12 protein-coding genes and 1 other RNA gene are annotated in these 15,122 nt (G+C 20.2%); 5 read left to right on the top strand and 8 right to left on the bottom strand.

Annotation, left to right across the window (positions count from 1 at the left end):
- Positions 1 to 16 precede the first annotated feature (16 nt).
- The 4 genes from ychF to D9V80_RS00775 form a co-directional block, all read right to left on the bottom strand.
- The gene (gene ychF / locus D9V80_RS00790) at positions 17 to 1,099 is read right to left on the bottom strand and encodes a redox-regulated ATPase YchF (protein ID WP_158353285.1); all 1,083 of its coding nucleotides are present in this window, start codon (positions 1,097 to 1,099) and stop codon (positions 17 to 19) included.
- An 89-nt stretch (positions 1,100 to 1,188) separates the two neighbouring features.
- Positions 1,189 to 1,608: an aminoacyl-tRNA hydrolase gene (pth, locus tag D9V80_RS00785; protein WP_261978571.1), complete on the bottom strand. Its 420-nt coding sequence runs from the start codon at positions 1,606 to 1,608 to the stop codon at positions 1,189 to 1,191.
- 5 nt (positions 1,609 to 1,613) lie between these two features.
- Complete coding sequence (locus D9V80_RS00780; RefSeq protein ID WP_187306503.1) at positions 1,614 to 1,754, bottom strand: hypothetical protein; 141 nt, start codon at positions 1,752 to 1,754, stop codon at positions 1,614 to 1,616.
- 12 nt (positions 1,755 to 1,766) lie between these two features.
- Positions 1,767 to 2,426, bottom strand: coding sequence for a Fe-Mn family superoxide dismutase (locus tag D9V80_RS00775; RefSeq protein ID WP_158353279.1), 660 nt, complete (start codon positions 2,424 to 2,426; stop codon positions 1,767 to 1,769).
- 429 nt (positions 2,427 to 2,855) lie between these two features.
- On the opposite strand from D9V80_RS00775, the gene rnt reads away from it, so the two are divergent.
- The gene (gene rnt, locus D9V80_RS00770; RefSeq protein ID WP_158353277.1) at positions 2,856 to 3,494 is read left to right on the top strand and encodes a ribonuclease T; all 639 of its coding nucleotides are present in this window, start codon (positions 2,856 to 2,858) and stop codon (positions 3,492 to 3,494) included.
- A gap of 254 nt (positions 3,495 to 3,748) precedes the next feature.
- On the opposite strand, the gene grxD is transcribed toward rnt, so the two are convergent.
- Positions 3,749 to 4,078, bottom strand: a complete 330-nt coding sequence (gene grxD / locus D9V80_RS00765) for a Grx4 family monothiol glutaredoxin (RefSeq protein WP_158353276.1) — start codon at positions 4,076 to 4,078, stop codon at positions 3,749 to 3,751.
- A gap of 134 nt (positions 4,079 to 4,212) precedes the next feature.
- Between grxD and ssrA the strand changes: the two genes are divergently transcribed.
- Together ssrA and grpE are read left to right on the top strand one after the other, a co-directional pair.
- Positions 4,213 to 4,598: a transfer-messenger RNA gene (gene ssrA, locus D9V80_RS00760) on the top strand.
- A gap of 514 nt (positions 4,599 to 5,112) precedes the next feature.
- The gene (gene grpE, locus D9V80_RS00755; RefSeq protein ID WP_158353274.1) at positions 5,113 to 5,679 is read left to right on the top strand and encodes a nucleotide exchange factor GrpE; all 567 of its coding nucleotides are present in this window, start codon (positions 5,113 to 5,115) and stop codon (positions 5,677 to 5,679) included.
- 77 nt (positions 5,680 to 5,756) lie between these two features.
- On the opposite strand, the gene ung is transcribed toward grpE, so the two are convergent.
- Positions 5,757 to 6,416 (bottom strand): uracil-DNA glycosylase, encoded by a 660-nt coding sequence (gene ung, locus D9V80_RS00750; protein WP_158353892.1) that lies wholly within the window; start codon positions 6,414 to 6,416, stop codon positions 5,757 to 5,759.
- A gap of 206 nt (positions 6,417 to 6,622) precedes the next feature.
- Between ung and D9V80_RS00745 the strand changes: the two genes are divergently transcribed.
- Entirely contained in the window at positions 6,623 to 7,213 is a 591-nt protein-coding gene (locus D9V80_RS00745; RefSeq protein WP_158353271.1) for a peroxiredoxin C, read from the top strand.
- 102 nt (positions 7,214 to 7,315) lie between these two features.
- Here the strand turns inward: D9V80_RS00745 and D9V80_RS00740 are convergent, their stop codons facing one another.
- Positions 7,316 to 8,104: a DUF2076 domain-containing protein gene (locus D9V80_RS00740; protein ID WP_158353269.1), complete on the bottom strand. Its 789-nt coding sequence runs from the start codon at positions 8,102 to 8,104 to the stop codon at positions 7,316 to 7,318.
- A 281-nt stretch (positions 8,105 to 8,385) separates the two neighbouring features.
- Here D9V80_RS00740 and gyrA point away from each other — a divergent pair, with 281 nt between their 5' ends.
- Positions 8,386 to 10,917 (top strand): DNA gyrase subunit A, encoded by a 2,532-nt coding sequence (gene gyrA / locus D9V80_RS00735; RefSeq protein ID WP_158353267.1) that lies wholly within the window; start codon positions 8,386 to 8,388, stop codon positions 10,915 to 10,917.
- Positions 10,918 to 12,960: 2,043 nt separating this feature from the next.
- Here the strand turns inward: gyrA and pta are convergent.
- On the bottom strand, positions 12,961 to 15,063 hold the full coding sequence (pta, locus tag D9V80_RS00730) for a phosphate acetyltransferase (RefSeq protein ID WP_158353265.1): 2,103 nt from the start codon (positions 15,061 to 15,063) through the stop codon (positions 12,961 to 12,963).
- Positions 15,064 to 15,122: the final 59 nt, after the last annotated feature.

Genomic DNA, 15,122 nt, shown 5'->3' with positions numbered 1-15,122 from the left:
TTAAAAAAATAAAAAATCATACATTAAATAAAATATTAATAATATCACCATCTTGTACAATATATTTTTTTCCTTCCGTTCTATATTTTCCTATTTTTTTAACTCCTATCTCTCCGTTATATTTTATAAAATCTTCATATGACATTACTTGTGCTCTAATAAAACCTCGTTTCATATCACTATGAATTTTTCCTGCAGCTTCAGTAATATTATCACCATGTTTTAATGTCCAAGCTTTAATTTCTTTTTTACCTACAGTAAAAAAAGTATTTAAATTTAATAATTTATAACCAGAAAGAATAATTTTTTGTATTACAGAATTATTATTATTTTTCCAATTTTTTTTAATTTTATTATCACATAAAATTTTTTGTTTTTCATATTCAATGCATAATTGAATAATTTCTGTGTTATTTTTTTTACAAAAATTATTAAATAAATCTAAATTAGGAGTATTACTTTTAATTTTACTAATATTTGCAATATACATTATTGGTTTTTTAGTAATAAAATTAAAAGAAGAAATTATTATTTCTTCTATATCATTTAATATTAACGACTTTAACATTTTTTGTTTTTTTAAATGAGTTAAACATTTAGATAATAACGTAATTTTCTGTTTAATTAACTCACTATTTTTTTTTTTAATTTGTTTTTCAAAGCTTTTTAATTCTAATTCACAAAAGTAAATATCAGCAAAAATTAATTCTAGTAAAATTAATTCTATATCTTGAATAGGATTAATTTGATCATAACAATGCACAATATTTTTTTCCAAAAAACATCGAACGACATGAACTAAAGCATCTACATTTCTAATATTTTGTAAAAATTGATTACCTAATCCTTCTCCTGAATGTGCGTTTTTTACTAAACCTGCAATATCTACAAATTCCATTGTTGTCGGAACAACATTTTTAGAAAATACAATTTTTTGTAATGTTTTTAATCGATGATCAAACACTGGAACAATAGAAATATTAGGTTCAATCGTACAAAATGGATAATTTTCTGATGGAACATTAGATTGTGTTAAAATATTAAATAAAGTGGATTTACCAACATTCGGTAAACCAATTAAACCACATTTAAATCCCATTTTATATTCCATAAAAAAATGATTAATAATGCATAAATTGTGATACACATATACTATTTATAGTACTAATACTATATTTAATTATATATTTATTGTTGAATAAAAGTATCAATAAATTTCATTGCTTGCTGTATCGATGTCGATAATATTTCTTTTTCATATTTTGAGGGACAAGTAAGTACAAATGAACTAACATTTTTTCTAGAATTAGGACGACCAATACCTATACATATTCTATGAAAAAATAGAGATTTTAAATCAACATGAGAAAAAAACTTTCTTAATGAAATAATTATGCTGCGTAAACCATTATGTCCGCTACTTCCTATAGAATATTTAAATTTTAATTGTCCTATTTTAAGATCTAAATCATCATGTACAATTAAAATGTTTTCCAGAGAAATATTAAAAAAATGTAATATATTTGATAAAGCATCTCCACTTTTATTCATATATGTATTTGGAGTAAATATATACGCATTATTTTTAAATTTTTTTACTGTACCAATATATCCTAAAAATTTTTTTTTTCAACCATGTTCACATTGTTATGTTGTGCATATGTATAAATTAATGAAGCACCTAAGTTATGTCTAGTTTCTTTATATTGAATATTTGGATTTCCTAATCCAATAATAATTTTTATTAAATTCAAAATACACCTCTTTTAAAATATATTGATATTTTGTGAAGAACAAAAACATTTTTCAAAACGAAAAATCACTTCATCCCAATTTAATATTTGCCAAAAAGACTGAATATAATCCATTCTTCTATTTTTATATTTTAAATAATATGCATGTTCCCAAATATCTAAACCAAAAATAGGATATCCATATGTTTTTGAGATTAGAGAATCTATTAAAGGATTATCTTGATTGATAGTACTTTCAATATATAACTTTTTTTTTCTTTCTACTAACCATACCCATCCTGAACCAAAGTGACTTATTGCTACTTTTTCAAACATTTGTTTAAAATTATCAAAAGAATTAAAATCTTGTTCTATTTGATTTTTTAAACGACCCCTTAATACAGTACCTCTTTTTAATAAACTCCAAAATATACTATGATTAATATGTCCACCAATATTATTTTTTAAAAAAATATAATCATTATCTAAATTGTTTGAATTTTTAATGTCTCTCAAATGCATAATAATTTGATCTATATTTTTATGTAATAAGTTCATCTTTTTAATCATCATATTTGTATTATCTATATAAGTTTGATGATGTTTTGTATGATGTATAATCATAGTTTCTGTATCAATAAAAGGTTCGAAGCTATCATATGCATATTTTAATTTTGGTAAAACATAACTCATATATTTATCCTTTTTATTTTAAATGAAATTGAATTTTTAATTCAATATTAACTAATGTTAAAAAAATTAATTTAAATAAAATAAATAAATTTTAAAAAAAAATTTTTGATAATATCATTATTATATTCAAAAAAAAATAACTTTTTTATAAAAATCTAATAAAAATTACACAAAAATTATTAATTTAATATTATAAAATTATCAGTTTTATTATTTTTTAAAATTTTTAATACAATTTTTTAAATATCTTTTTTAAACATTTTTTATAAAATAAAATTTAACAAAAATATAAAAAATGTGAAAAAAATAAAAATTAAAAAAAAAATTTAGTAAAGATATAACAATTCTATAAACAATTATAACTGAACATGTTATTTTATAACAATATACAATTCAAAGTAAAAAAAAAAAAAAAGATGAGTTACATATATGTCTAAAGATGTAAATTCTTGTTCTTTAAACCAAAGATTTAGAAGTTTTTATCCTGTGATTATTGATATTGAAACTGCCGGATTTAATCCTAAAAAACATGCATTATTAGAAATTGCAGCAATTACTTTAAGAATGGATAAATTAGGATGGATATATAAAGAAAAAACTATCCATTTTCACATACAACCATTTATTGGATCTTTAATTAATAAAAATGCATTAACTTTTAATAAAATTGATCCTTTTAACCCATTAAGAGGTGCAATTAGTGAAATACAAGCATTGAAAAAAATTTTTCAATTAATTCATCAAGGAATTAAAGAAACTAAATGTAGTAAAGCAATTATCGTAGCACATAATGCTATGTTTGATTATAATTTTTTAATGGCTGCAATAGAACGCACAAATATTGAAAGTAATCCTTTTCACCCTTTTGCAACTTTTGATACTGCATCTTTAAGTGGATTAATTCTTGGACAAACTGTTTTATCAAAAGCATGTAAAAAAGCTGGATTAAACTTTGATAATAGTCAAGCACATTCTGCATTATATGATACAACACAAACAGCAAATCTATTTTGTGAATTAGTTAACCGTTTAAAAAGAATAGGAGGGTGGCCACCTAATAACTATTAAGAATAGTAATTCTTATTTATTATATTAATAATATACATTAAAAAAATATTTAAAAATATATTTCTATATATAATAGAATAATTTTATTATTATAATTTATAAACATTTTTATATGCAATCAAAAAATGGTAATAATATCAGTATTAACTAAAAATTTTTTTAGTTAATACTGATAAAAAATAAAATATTTTTAATAATTATTTAAATAAAACCACTAAATTAATAAAAAATATTATCAAATAAATAAAAAAGATTTACTCAGATTGTTGTTCTGAAAATGTTTTTTCTAAAATTCGTTTCAATTCTCCAGAAGATGATAACTCTTGAATAATATTACAACCTCCTATTAATTCCCCCGAAACCCATAATTGTGGAAAAGTAGGCCAATTAGAATATTTAGGTAATTCTAAACGAATAGATGGATGTTGTAATACATCAACAAAAGCAAAACGAATGTTACATGTTTTTAATATATTTATTGCTTGTGCTGAAAAACCACAATTAGGATGTTCTGGTGTTCCTTTCATATAAATCAAAATAGGATTTGATCTAATTTGTTCTTTAATAACTTTATAAGTATTCATAAAAATTCCTTAATGTCATAAATCTAAAATCATGTTTTAAAAAATGTAATTATAATTATTATAATAAATACATAGACTTTAAAAAAATAATCAGTTAATATAATAAAATTATTATATATAATAGCAAAAAAACTGGGGCTGATAATTGGATTCGACAAAAATATCAAAAAATTACAGATGCATGCCGAGGAACGGTGGCCTCGTAAAAAACCGTAAAAATATAGTTGCAAACAAAAAAAATTACGCTTTAGCAGCTTAAAAAACTGTTTTAAAGCCCTTTCATTTTAAATTGATTCTCTTGACAAAATTTAAAAAGTTGTAGAAAGGTCATATTCAAATAAGAGATAATATGTAGCATTCTTACTACCTATATATTAAAATATTAGTAAGATAAATATCTAAATCATTTTTTTCTATATTTTTTTTAGAATATTTATAGTTTTTTAAAAAATAGAATAAGCATGTAGAACCTTAATTCTAGAATTTTTGGACGCGGGTTCAAATCCCGCCAGCTCCATATAAAATTTTGTATTAACAATTATTTATTATAAAATATTGCACTTATAATTAAAAATATTACACTTCATTATAAATTTCATATCTAATATTAAATATTCTAATATTTTTTTCTTTAAAATTTGTAACAAAATATATTGAATTAATTCAATTTTATATATAAATTTATTTTTTTATTGTATTTATTGTTAATATTCATAAAAAACATATTTTTTTGATATAAAAACATGAAAAATTTTAAATAAATACAAAATTAAATTTTATTAAATATTTATATATTATCAATAATACATATTCATATTTCATATATAAAAAAAATAATATTATTTTTGTGTAATGACGATATAAGATATAATATTTTCTTCAATAATCTATTGATTAAATGTTTTATAAATAAAACAACATTTTTAGTAATTTAATAAAATTCTAAATACAGTTGAAAATTTTTCAAAAAAGATTCATAATATATTAAGGAATTTTAAATACTCTAATCATTGAATAAGGAGTTTTAAAGAAATATGGAAAATAAACAAGATTGTGTAACAACAAACAACTCAAAAGTAAACAAAAAAAATGAAGAGACATTAATAAAAAAAAAACATCTTGAACCATTAGAAAAAACAATTTTAGAATTAAACGAAGAAATTAAAATATTACAAAAAAAAAAAAAAAATATAAAGTTACGTGCTCAAGCAGAAATTGAAAATATCATAAAAAAAAATGAAATAAAAAAAAAATATATAAAAGATGAACAATTCATTCTTTTTATGAAAAAAATTATTCCTATCGCTAATCAATTAAAAAATCTTTATAAAAATAAAAAAAATATTGAAAAATATAATCAAAATACAATTTTAGGAATAAAATTAATTTTTAAAACTATGTTAAATACTTTTTTTCAATTTAAAATAAAACAAGAAGGAAAAGTTAACGAACTATTTAATAAAAAAATACATAAAATCAATCAAAAAAAAAATTTTATTGATTCAGGACAACCACAATATATAAATAAAATAATACAAAATGGATATTCTTTCGGTGATGTTATTTTAAGTCCAGCTATCGTTGAAGTATATGAAAAATAAAAATCAGATTGAAAGAATAATAGAAAAAAATTGATTGTATTTTTATACATTTAAATATAAAAATAAAAATTATACAATTACCATATTATTGGTGTTTTTTTTTGCAATAATAATAATTTATTTACCTGAGAAAAATGACAGCATCCAGAAAAACCTTTATGTACAGACAAAGGTGAAGGATGCGAAGTCTGTAAAACAAAATGTTTATCTTGATCAATTAATGGCTTTAACAATTTTGCATACCTCCCCCATAACAAAAAAATAACACCCTTTAAAAAAAAATTAATTACAGAAATAACTTGATTTGTAAATATATTCCAACCTATTTTAGCATGAGAATGTGGTTTTCCTTCTTCCACTGTTAATACTCTATTTATTAAAAAAACACCTTGATATGCCCAATTTATTAAATTTCCATGATTTGGATATTTAAAATCAGGTAAATCACGTTTAATTTCTAAAAAAATGTTTTTTAATGAAGGAGGTAAGAATTGTCTAGATAAAGTTGAAAAAGCTAATCCATGAGCTTGACCTATTCGAAAATAAGGATCTTGACCAACTATAACAACTTTAATACTACTAAAATTAGTAATATTAAATGCTTGAAAAACATTCTTTTCCGAAGGAAAAATCGTTTTATTATGACGCTCGTTTTTAATATATTGTAAAATGTCTATAAAATATTTTTTTTTTATTTCATATTTTAAAATATCTTTCCAAGTAAATATTTTCTGCATAATCATAATTTCCTAAATAATATTTTTTTAAAAAAGTATAATATTAATAATAAACAAAATACAATAGAACAAATTTTTGTTAAATAATAAAAATTACCATTATTATTAAAATTATATATTTTTTAAAAAAATAAAAAATCAAATAATAACAATTATCATTTTCAAAATGTATAAAAAAAATAACATTTTAAAAAAGGAATAATCTAATGGTTTTAGTAACTTTACCAGCTCCTAATTTTACTGCTCCAGCTGTTTTAGGAAATGGACAATTAATAGAAGATTTTAATTTTAAAAAATATGCATCAGGAAAACCAACGGTACTTTTTTTTTGGCCTATGGACTTTACATTTGTTTGTCCTTCTGAATTAATTGCTTTTGATAAAATGTACCCTGAATTTCAAAAAAGAAATGTAGAAGTTGTAGGAGTATCCATAGACTCAATATTTGTTCATAATGCTTGGAGAAATACTCCGATAAATAAAGGAGGAATAGGAAAAATACAATATGTTATGGTATCTGATTTAAAAAGAGAAATTCAAAAAAAATATAATATTGAACATCCTTCAATTGGTGTTGCGTTAAGAGCATCTTTTTTAATTGATTCAAATTGGGTTATTAGACATCAATTAGTTAATGATTTACCTTTAGGTAGAAATATTCAAGAAATGTTAAGAACAATTGATGCTTTACAATTTCATGAAAAAAATGGAGAAGTTTGTCCTGCTAATTGGAAAAAAGGAAAATTAGGAATAATTCCGACTACAGAAGGAGTAATTCAATACTTTACACAAAAATAAACTAATATTACATTATCAAAAAAAAAAACCAGTATATAATACTGTATATTCTGGTTTTTTTTTAAAAAAAATAATTACTAAAAACAATAAAAAGTGTAATTATTATAATAATTCATCACCTTGATTATCTATATCTAACATATTGTCATCATGATTTTCATAATAGTCATCATCATCTTCATCTTCATCATCATATTCATCATATTCATTATTTGCTTCTTCATGATTATTTTCATAATCATGATCTAAATTTTTATTTTCATTGTTTTGAATTTTATCTTCTTCAGATAAAAAATCATCGTTTACTTTTTTTATAGAATCTGTATTTGATATTTTTGATAAATCATTTTGATTATTAATATCTATAGGTGTGCTAATTTCTTTATCAGAGTGAAATAAGTTATTTAATATGTTTCCCATAAATATACCTCCAGCAACACCTGCAGCTGTTTGTGCAGCAGAACCTAAAAAACTACTTACTCCTCCTGATGAAATAGAAGAATTACATCCTTTATTCATAGGATTTTTTTGTTCATAAAAAGCAGAATCATAATTTTTTGAAATAGTATTTTGATTTTTTTTAGTATCTAATTTCTGTGTAGATTTTATAGCGTTTTCAGTATTTTTTAAAAAACTTGGTTCTTGTATATTATTATTCTTTTTAAATAAAGAAATATCATTTTCTAATGCAATTATACGTTCATTTAATTTTTTAATAACATCTTCTTGAATTAAAACTGTTTGAATAATGTAATATATAGAATTCGGGTTCTTTTGAATACATTCATTAATAAAATTATTAGCTAATGTATTTTTTTCAGGACATTTTTCTTCAACATTTTTTAATCTTTCAAACAAATTTTCAATTATTTTTTTTTCTTCAAACTGCATAAAATTACTCTCCTAATTTTTAAAATTATATAATTAATATATATATTACATGTTGAAAACAAACATAATATTGATTAATTATACAGGTATTTTCAAATTTATGTTTTAAAATATATTAAAAATAATATTTATATAACTTTACATTATTTTTATAATAACTAACAAAAAAATTAAATCTTTTCTTTGATTCACTGAAGAATATAAATATGCTATAGTTTCAATTTAAAAAAAAATATAATAAAAATATAAATATTCTACATATAAAAGAGATAATTTATTCTATGAAAGAACTTGCTAAAGAAATTACACAAGTTGATATTGAAGAAGAATTAAAAACTTCTTATTTAGATTATGCAATGTCAGTGATCATTAGTCGAGCATTACCAGATGTACGTGATGGTCTTAAACCTGTTCACAGAAGAATATTGTTTGCTATGTATATTTTACATAATGTATGGAACAAAACATATAAAAAATCTGCTCGAATTGTAGGTGACGTAATTGGTAAATATCATCCTCATGGAGATTCCGCTGTATATGATACCATCGTTCGTATGGCTCAAACATTTTCTTTAAGGTATGTTTTAATCGATGGACAAGGTAATTTCGGTTCTATAGATGGAGATGCAGCTGCTGCAATGCGTTATACTGAAATTAGAATGTCAAAAATTGCTCAAGAATTATTAAATGATTTAGAAAAAAATACAGTAAAATTTAGTAAAAATTATGATGGAACAGAACTTATACCTGACGTATTACCTACAAATTTTCCTAATTTACTTATCAATGGATCATCTGGAATTGCAGTAGGAATGGCTACAAATATCCCTCCTCATAATATTAAAGAAGTCATTAATGCTTGCTTAGCTTATATTGATAATAATGAAATATCTTTAAAAAAAATTATGCAATATCTTCCAGGACCAGATTTTCCAACTTACGGAATTATAAATGGAAAAATAGGAATAGAAGAAGCATATCGTACAGGAAAAGGAAAAATTTCTATTCGAGCACGTATCAAAATAGAAACAAATTCAAAAACTAAAAGAGAAAAAATAATTATTTACGAATTACCTTATCAAGTCAATAAAGCTAAATTAATCGAAAAAATAGCAGAATTAGCAAAAGACAAAAAAATAGATGGTATAGTCGCTTTACGAGATGAATCTGATAAAGATGGAATGCGTATTGTGATTAAAATAAAAAAAGAAGCTAGAACAGAAATTGTATTAAATCAACTATATTTACTTACTCCATTACAAATTTCTTTTGGTATTAATATGGTTGCATTATGTAATGGCGAACCAAAAAAATTATCATTAAAAGAAATTATTCAATATTTTATTTCTCATAGAAAAGAAATTGTATTTCGTAGAAGTTTATTTGAACTTAAAAAAAAATTAAAAAAAATGCACATTTTAGAAGGTATTAGTATTGCATTAAATAATATTAATTCAATTATTAATATGATTCAAAAAACCAACAGTCCTGAAGATGCTAAAAATATATTAATACAAAAAGAATGGAAAAATTTTGATAATCGTTTTGTTATGCTAATGAAAAAAAAAGAAACAATATTATCTTCATGTAAACATCATAAAAATAACAACATTCAAAAAATATGTACATTATCTATCAAACAAGCCGAGTCTGTATTAGATTTAAAACTTCAAAAAATCACATCATTAGAACAAAAAAAAATTACAGAAGAATATTTTGTTATTTTAACAAAAATAAAAAATTTAGTAGATATATTAAATCAACCAAATTTTATGATGTCAATAATAAAAAAAGAATTACAAAATATTAGTAATCAATATGGAGATAATAGAAAAACTGAAATACAGAATAGTATATCTGAAATTAATGTAGAAGATATAATTAATAAAGAAGATGTAGTAGTAACTTTATCACATTCAGGATATGTAAAATATCAACCGTTATCTGATTATGAAGCACAAAAAAGAGGAGGAAAAGGAAAATCTGCAGCGAAAACCAAAGAAGAAGATTTTATAGAAAATTTATTAATTGCAAATACACACGATACAATTTTATGTTTTTCTAGTAAAGGTGTTATTTATTGTTTAAAAGTATATCAATTACCTGAAGCAAGTAGAAATGCAAGAGGAAAACCTATTATTAATCTTATTCCACTAAAAAACAACGAAAGAATTACAGCTATTTTACCATTTAAAAAATATCAAGAAAATGTCAACATTTTTATGGCTACCGCTCAAGGAATTGTAAAAAAAACTCCACTTAAATTTTTTAAAAAACCACGAAATAATGGAATTATTGCTATTCATTTAAAAGAACATGATGAATTAATAGGGGTTGCTTTAACTAATGGACATGATAATGTTATGTTATTCACTGCAATGGGTAAAGTTGTACATTTTTCTGAACATTCTGTTAGAGAAATGGGACGTACAGCTACTGGAGTAAAAGGGGTTAAAATCAATAAAAAAGATAGAGTTGTATCTTTAATTATACCGCAAGATAAAGGACATATACTTACAGTAACAGAAAATGGATTTGGAAAACGAACAAAAATATCAGATATTCCAATAAAATCACGATCCACACAAGGAATAATAGCTATAAAAATTACCAATAAAAATGGAATTTTAATCGGTGCAATTCAAGTTTGTCAAAATAATCAAATTATGATTATTACTGATGCTGGAACATTAGTACGTACTCGTATTTCTGAAATAGGTATATTAAAAAGAAATGCTCAAGGAGTAATTTTAATACGCACTACAAAAAAAGAAAAAGTAGTAGCGGTACAAAAATTAAATACATTATATTAATAATATAATTGATTATGATATTATTAATATATATAATACTGTTTTAATATTATAGTAATCATTTTAAATTAGTATTTTACATAAAAAATACTAATTTTTTAACATTTATAACCAACAATATTGTACTATATAGTGAATAAATTTTAGAAAACATAAATGCTATTTTTTATACTTTTAATAAAAAGATTTAAAAAAAATATTATACATATCAAAAAAAATATTGAAAATGAAACAATAAATAAAAAAAACATAATTAATTTAACAAATGACATCATATTTTAAATTTTTCAATAAAAAAATAAACAATATTTAAATATATTAAGTGAAATTACATACTCCAATATAATTTGATAATACAATAAAAATAATTTTACTTCATAATATCATCATAAAATCTAAAAAATGTAATTGATAAAAATATCCAAAATATTAATATTTAATATCCAAAGTCTTTATTCTTCATTGAAGAAGAAAAATATAAAATATTTTATTATCTATTTTATATAAACATATCAAAAAAAAATCGTGAAATATAAAAATGGATTAAAATATTAAATTTTTTTTACAAATGAAATAAATAAAATGAATTTATATGTAAAAAATAAAATCAAAATACATTTTTTATTATCTTATATAATAATGAAAGTAAAATACTTAATTAAAAATAAGTTAAAAAAATTATATAAAAAAGCACAATGGTGATATAATTAATTATTACTTAATATATTTAATAAATATCTTTATATTTCAAAATGAAATATAATTTTTCAAATTTCATTTCTCACTCCAATTATGAATAAAATGAAAATTTTCAACAAAAAATTTAATTTTTGTTTATTAACATCATATTCTTATACTATTAGTTATATTAGTATAACTAAAGATAACAATTATAAATATATTTCACAAAAAATAATATTAGTGTAACTAATTAGGATAAATTAGATATTATTCAGAACTCAATAAATAATTCAAAAAAACATTGCACAAAGAATATATTTTATTTTATAAATACCTGTATCAAAACAGTAAATCCTTGTTCAAAAAAAAAGAATGTGATTAAAAAAATATTAGATTTTATTATTTATTTTTTATATAAAAAAATATAAAATAATCATATTTATAGTTCTTTTAATACTTAAATAACACTAATTAAAAATTTAATTTATATGTATCAATATTATTAATTACACAAATAATTAAACTATATTAAAAAAATAAAAAAAAAGAATTTATTATTCTATATTTTTTAATCCCTAAATTTAGTACACATTATTTACATACATGAATTAAATAAATTATCTAAATTTTTCTTTAATATATTAAATATTTTATTAGATTATTATAATATCTTTTTAATTAAAAAAATTTAGGAAAAAAATTGTGAAAAAAAAATTTAAATTATTAATTTCACATATTATTTATTAAAAAATAAGATTCAATATTCTGATAAAAATAATAATAATGTAAAACACAAAAATTTTGGAATTATGTAATATTATTTTTTATAAATATCTTATAATTTATCACAAAAAATCTAAATATATAACATAAAAAAATTGAATTATTTTAACAAATAGAAGAATAAAGAAAAAAAATTGTAAAAATTAATTTTTAAAAACAAATTTATTTTTAATTAAATTAAGATATTTTATATAAATATATTGCATATATTATATAATCAATATGAAAAAAAAATTACCATCAATTATTACAAATCTTACAAATATCTTGTTAATTAATTATTAATTATATTCATCTATAATTCAGATAATACCTAAAAAGATAAAGTCAATTTTTTATTTAAAAAAGAAAAACGATTCTTTTTATTTATTAAGATATATTTACAATAATTATATTTTATTTATTTTTATAAATATATTTAATTATTCTTAAAAAAAATTATTTAGTTTCTTTGAAATAAATATTTTATTATATAATAAATCTATTCAATTTTATTATTTCTAATTATTTTTGTTATGAAAAAATATAAATAATTTTTATTTATATTACATAAACTTATTAAGCATGTTTAATCAAATATTAAGATTGTAAAACTGTCAACATAATTGTATACAAAATATCTTCAACAGATGCTCCTCTCGATAAATCATTAACAGGTTTTTGAATACCTTGTAAAATAGGACCAATACAAATAGCTTTAGAAGAACGTTGTACTGCTTTATACACAATATTAGCCGTATTTAAATCTGGAAATATAAAAACATTTGCTTCCCCTTTAAGTGGAGAACTTGGACATTTTATTTGACTAACTTCTCTGGATATTGCAGCATCATATTGAATTGGACCATCAATTAATATTTCTGGTCTTATATTTTTTACTAATTTAGTAGCATTAATAACTTTTAACACATTAATATCTTCAGAATTATTAATTCCAGTAATATAAGACAACATTGCAATTTTAGGTTTAATTTGAAATTTTATAGCCGTTTCATAAGATTGAATAGCAATTTCTGCTAACTGTTGGTAAGAAGGATTAATATTAATTGCACAATCTGCATACATTAATACATTATTATTAAGAAGCATAAAAAAACAAGAAGAAATTAAAGAAAATTCTTGTTTACATTTAATAATTTGAAAAGCAGGGCGTATAATTTCAGATGTTTTATGTTCAATTCCAGCTACTACACCATCTGAATAATCACTTTTTAACATTAACATAGATAAAATAATATTATTGTTAATTTCTTTTTGAGCTAATAATTTAGTCATTCCTTTATTTTTTCTTAATGAATATAAAAGAGATATATATTTTTCTTTAATATATTTTGGATCTACTATTTGAATATATTTATTCATTATAATCTTGTGTACTTTCATTTTATTTAGAATCTTTTCACTATTTCCTAATAAAATTATTTTTGCTATTTTTAAATTAGAACAAATTGAAGCAGCTTTTAAAATAAAAAGATTACTTCCTTCTGGTAAGATAATAGATTTATGATTTTTTTTTGCATTTTGTTTAATTTGAAATTGAAAAAAATAAGGATTAATTATATTTTTTTTAATAGATTTTTGTACATTTAAAAAATTTATTTTAATTTTTGTATTAATAAAATTTAAAATATTATCAATATCTTTGATATTTTTGAAATATATTGAACTTTTAAATAATCTTAATTTTTTTAATACTTGTATGAAAGAACATGAAACATAAAATATTGAAATATAATTACCAAATTGTAATACAATTTTTTCATATATTTCATGAAGATCTTGAGTATAATTAGTTATTAGTAAAGCAACATTTTTTTTTTTTTTATAATTAGATAATGTTAACAGAATATCTTTAATAGAAATATTATCGAAAATTAACAAAATATTATGCATATCATTATGTGAATAATGATTTAATAATACTACTTTATTTATATAAAAATTAATATTAACATATGTTCCTATTCTTTTTGCTTGTAAATAAAAAAATAATTCACTTATTAAAATTTGCGATAAAAAATTTTCATAATTCATATATCCTAATATTGTTAATTTAGAATCTTTTTCATTGATGGAAATATTTTGTAATAAATTATATTTTAATATTTTTTTATTGTATTTAGTCAATGAAAAAATATTTTTTCTAGATGTATTAAAAATTATTCCAATAACATCAATATTATCTATAATAAAATTTGATTTTATTATGTTTAAAATATTTTTTTGATAATTTTTTAATTGTATTAAACGATCACTGTTATATAAAATAATAACTTTCGCATTTAATCTTTTCGCTAAAAAAGTATTAAAGTGAAGAGAAAAAAGAAAATTTTTTTTATTAATAGATAAACCTTTAATAAAATTAAGTTGCACATTTTTGGAAGATTTTAAAAAATATTGTTCTACAAATTGATCTACTACATGCATTAATTGTATATGATTAATTAAAGAAGCATCAGATTCTGAAATTATCATTGGATATATATGTGAAATATTTAAATGTAATGAATTAAAAATATCTTTTATATTTACGCAAGAAATATCATTTAATTTTTTTTTTTTTAAACAATAAAAAAAATCACAAGAAATTTGTTGCTGACTAATTTTTTTTAAAATAGTCAAACTCACTGTGTCTATTCCAACATAATCATCTAAAGGAAATAATAAAATAGGACATGACATAATTTTTTATCCTTAAAAATAAAAATAACACAATAATAAAAAATTATTTTATACATATA

Origin of the sequence: Buchnera aphidicola (Thelaxes californica) (assembly GCF_005080825.1) — a bacterium.
Taxonomy (GTDB): domain Bacteria; phylum Pseudomonadota; class Gammaproteobacteria; order Enterobacterales; family Enterobacteriaceae; genus Buchnera_I; species Buchnera_I aphidicola_V.
Note: the sequence above shows the minus strand (reverse complement) of the source record. Positions and strands in the feature narration are given on the sequence as shown.